General features: G+C 63.1%; 3 protein-coding genes and 1 pseudogene. 2 read left to right on the top strand and 2 right to left on the bottom strand.

The annotated features are described in order from the left end of the window. A pseudogene (locus WEA77_RS07030) lies at window positions 1–378 on the bottom strand (bifunctional proline dehydrogenase/L-glutamate gamma-semialdehyde dehydrogenase); the annotation flags it as partial. Between the two features lie 200 nt (window positions 379–578). On the opposite strand from WEA77_RS07030, the gene WEA77_RS07025 reads away from it, so the two are divergent. Further along, a complete protein-coding gene (locus WEA77_RS07025) occupies window positions 579–1,688 on the top strand; it encodes a glycosyltransferase family 4 protein (protein ID WP_368067160.1) in 1,110 nt (369 codons plus the stop codon). 100 nt (window positions 1,689–1,788) lie between these two features. Here WEA77_RS07025 and WEA77_RS07020 read toward each other — a convergent pair whose 3' ends face one another. After that, window positions 1,789–2,901, bottom strand: coding sequence for a substrate-binding domain-containing protein (locus WEA77_RS07020; RefSeq protein WP_368067159.1), 1,113 nt, complete (start codon window positions 2,899–2,901; stop codon window positions 1,789–1,791). 265 nt (window positions 2,902–3,166) lie between these two features. On the opposite strand from WEA77_RS07020, the gene WEA77_RS07015 reads away from it, so the two are divergent. Continuing rightward, on the top strand, window positions 3,167–4,032 hold an 866-nt coding region (locus tag WEA77_RS07015; protein WP_368067158.1), incomplete at its 3' end, for a type III PLP-dependent enzyme.

The following is a 4,032-nucleotide window of genomic DNA, read 5'->3' as shown; positions in this document are numbered from 1 at the left end:
CGCCGCGTTGACGAAGGTGGAGGCGCTTTCCCCAAGATGCTCGCTCCAGTCGATGCTGCCGATCTTGTCCTTGATCAGCGCGTCGGCGGTGGCGGCGTCAGGCACGCGCAGCAGCGCTTCGGCGAGGCACATCAGGGCGAGACCTTCTGAATTCGTAAGGCCGAACTCTTCGAGGAAGCTTTCCATCATGCCTTTGCGGCGGCCGCGCGCGCGGGCGATCACCACCAGTTCCCTGCCCCGGCGCACGGCGGCCTCACGGATGGGACCTGCCATTACACCCTGCTTGATCAGCGCCTCGAGGAGGGCCTCCTCATCGGCGAACTTCAGGGCATCGAGCGCGTCCCAATCAACCGGGAGCGAGGCGAGTGTATCAGGCATGGGAACAGGTCAACTCACAAGGAAAGAGGCATGGTTCTGTGCCCGCCGAAGCGGCCGAAGCATGAGATTACCTGTGGACGGGGTTGCCTGCGAGCAGAATTTGACGGCAATGGCCCTCTTTACGCACTGGGGCAACGCCGCCACATTGCGCCCCGAACGGCCCGCGGGGGGCCCCGATGAAACGTCCAGTGGGAGATGCCATGCGCATCATGCTCGTCACAGACGCCTGGGACCCCCAGGTCAACGGCGTTGTGCGCACGATGAAGCGCATCATCGCCGAGACCGAAGCGATGGGGCATGTCTGGGAGATCGTGCATCCCGGCGCTGGCTTCATGACGATGCCGCTGCCGACCTATCCCGAGATCAAGATGGGTCTCTGGGGGCGCCCGCGGATCAGCGAAATCTTTCACGAGTTTGAACCGGACGCGGTGCACATTGCCACCGAAGGCACCCTCGGCATGGCGGCGCGCGCCGTATGTCTGACCGAGAAACACCCTTTCTCCACAGCCTATCACACGCGGTTTCCGGAATATGTGTCAGCGCGCCTGCCGGTGCCAGTGAGCTGGGGTTATTCCTTCGTGCGCTGGTTCCACAAGTATTCCGGCAAGGTGATGGTAGCGACGTCGTCGCTGATGGCGGAACTGGAAGGGCACGGCTTCTCGAACCTTGTCGCCTGGAGCCGGGGCGTCGACACCGAAGCCTTCACGCCGCTGAAGCGCGTGGAACAAGGCCAGCCGGGCGATCCGTTCGCAGGCATGGCGCGGCCGATTTTCCTGAATGTCGGGCGTGTGGCGGTTGAGAAGAATATCGAGTCCTTCGCCGAACTGGACCTGCCAGGCACCAAGGTGATCGTCGGCGACGGGCCGCAGCTGGAAGAGCTGAAGCGCAAGTACAGGGACGCGGTGTTCCTGGGCGCGAAGTTTGCCGATGAACTCTCGGCGATCTATGCAAGCGCGGATGTCTTCGTGTTTCCGAGCCTGACAGATACGTTCGGGCTGGTGGTGCTGGAAGCGATGGCGGCCGGCACACCGGTGGCGGCATTTGATGCGACGGGTCCGCGCGATGTGATTCCCGGCTCCGGCGCCGGCACGATCACACCGCTGAACGGAGACCTCGCCAAGGGCGCGGTCGATTGCCTGGCGCTCAGCCGCGAGACCGCGCGCGCGCATGCGGAGACCTATAGCTGGCGGGCGTGCGCGGAAGTGTTCCTGGAAAACCTCCAGCCGCTGGACCCTCCGCAGCGCCGCCGGTTCTGGCACAAGATCCGTATACGGAGACGCAAGGTGAAGCCCGACGTGCCGGTGGTGTGAGGCCGGGCGTCAGCGCCGCGCGGCACAGCCTGGTTTGGATGCTGCCTGAGGACCCCCACCCCCGGCCCCTGCGCGATGCGGGAGAGGGGGGAAGCAAGATTTACGGCGTAGGGGCTGCGCTTGTTTTCAGCGAGGCGGCGATTTCCTGGGCCTTGCCGAGTTCGGCTTCATGGAGCGGGATCAGGCCTTTCTCGATCATGTAGCCATCTTCACCGGCGGCGCCATCGCTGACCGATTCGATGATGAATTCGGCGAGGCCGGGGACGAGTGGCAGGTTCTGGTCCTTGACGTAGAAGTACATCACGCGGGCGAGACCGTACTGGCCGTTGGTGATGTTCTCGAAGGTCGGCTCGACGCCGCCGAGATTGGCGCCCTTCACGCGGTCACCGTTCTGCTCGAGGAAGGAGAAGCCGAGAATGCCGATGGCATCCGGCGATTTCACGAGCGACTGGACAATGGCAGTGTCGTTCTCGCCGAAATCGACCCAGGCGCCATCGGTGCGCACGGTATGGGCGCGGGCCTTGAAGGCATCTTCATCGGTTTCCTTCAGAGCGGCAAGTTCCGGGATTTCGAGGGCGCCGAGTTCCATGCCAAGCTCGACGAAAGCGTCGCGCGTGCCGGAGGTCGGCGGGGGACCGAGGACGAGGATCGGCTTGGCCGGGAGGTTCGGGGCCACTTCGTTCCACATCTTGTAGGGGTTCGGCTTGAAGCCGCCCTGCCCGTCGGGCACGTCCTTAGCGAGTGCAAGGTAGAGTTCCTGCTTGGTCAGGTCGAACGGGAGGCCCTCTTTGGCATTGGCGACGACGATGCCGTCATAGCCGAGGGCGATTTCGGTGATCGCGGTGACACCGGCGGCCGAGCAAAGGCCGCGCTCGGACCCCTTGATCGGGCGGGAGGCGTTGGAGATCGAGGGCTGGGCGGCGCCGACACCGGCGCAGAAGGCCTTGAAGCCGCCGCCGGTGCCGGTCGATTCTACGATCGGCGTGGAAAAGGAGGTCGTGGCGCCAAAGCGCTCGGCAATGGTGCGCGAGAAGGGCGCGACCGTGGAGGAGCCGACGATCTTGATCTTCTGCTCGGCAGAGGCGGTTCCGGCCACAGGTGCGGCCCCCGAGGCCGAATCATCTTCCAGTTTCGACAGGTCGCTCTGCCCGCAAGCGGCCGCTGCGAGCATTACAACTGCGGGAAGTGCCGATTTGAGAAATCCAGTGAACATCTTGTCTCTCCGCTTGATTCTGCCAGCAATAGTGTGGGATTCGAGCGCTTGCCTTACGCCTGTCTTGTGACAGTTGCTGCGAAAAATAGTGACAGTTTCATGACATGGGGCTGGAGGCCAAAAAAACTTCTTGCAGGCCCGGGCATTACCCCCTACACGCGCATTCGAAATTGATGTGGCGGACATCTGGGCTAACCCGACAAAAAGGGGGGCCCCCTGTACTAACGCCCAAAGCTGGTTTGAAGCCCTTTGGAGGTTAGGTGTCATGCACACTTACGCGACCCCGTATAATATTGTGCGTTCCGTTCAACCGGAACTGCCAGTCTATTGCTTCCGTCCCGAGCGTGTGACGGCGGCGGCCCGCTGGTTTGTGGAGAAATTCCCGGCCCAGCCTTTCTATGCGGTGAAAGCCAACCCTGCCCCGCACGTCCTCGACGCGCTGTGGGAAGGCGGCGTGCGCAGCTTCGATGCCGCGTCCGAGAAAGAGATCGCGCTGATCTATGGCCGTTTCCCCGGCGCGCGGATTGCGTTCCTGCACCCGGTGAAGCCGCGTCACGCGATCAAACGCGCCTATGAGAACTATGGCGTGCGCATCTTCGTGACCGACACGGTGGCGGAGCTGAACAAGATTCTCGAGGCCACCGGCCACGCGAAGGATCTGACGATCCTCGTTCGGATTGCCGTTTCCTGCGAGGGCTCGGCCCTTCCGCTGGCGAACAAGTTTGGCGCCGGCCCGGAAGAAGCTGCGGAAATCCTTCGCCTTGCCCGCCGTCATGCAGACGAGGTCGGCGTGTCTTTCCACGTGGGCAGCCAGGCAATGAAGCCGTCAGCCTGGGCACAGGCGATGGCCGACGCAAGCCGCGTGATCATCGAGGCCGGCGTGACCGTGGACATCGTGGATGTCGGCGGCGGCTTCCCGGCAATTTATGGTGACAAGGCCCCGCCGGAAATGGAAGACTATGTCGCAATAGTGATGCGCTCGTTCGAGAACATGTTCGTTCTCGAGAACGCAGACCTGTGGTGCGAGCCGGGCCGGGCGCTGGTCGCCGAAGCCGAGAGCCTGCTGGTGCGCGTTGACCTTGCGAAAGGCAACACACTCTACATCAACGATGGCTCGTATGGTTCGCTCTA

The organism is Hyphomonas sp. (genome assembly GCF_040882205.1).
GTDB lineage: Bacteria > Pseudomonadota > Alphaproteobacteria > Caulobacterales > Hyphomonadaceae > Hyphomonas.
Note: the sequence above shows the minus strand (reverse complement) of the source record. Positions and strands in the feature narration are given on the sequence as shown.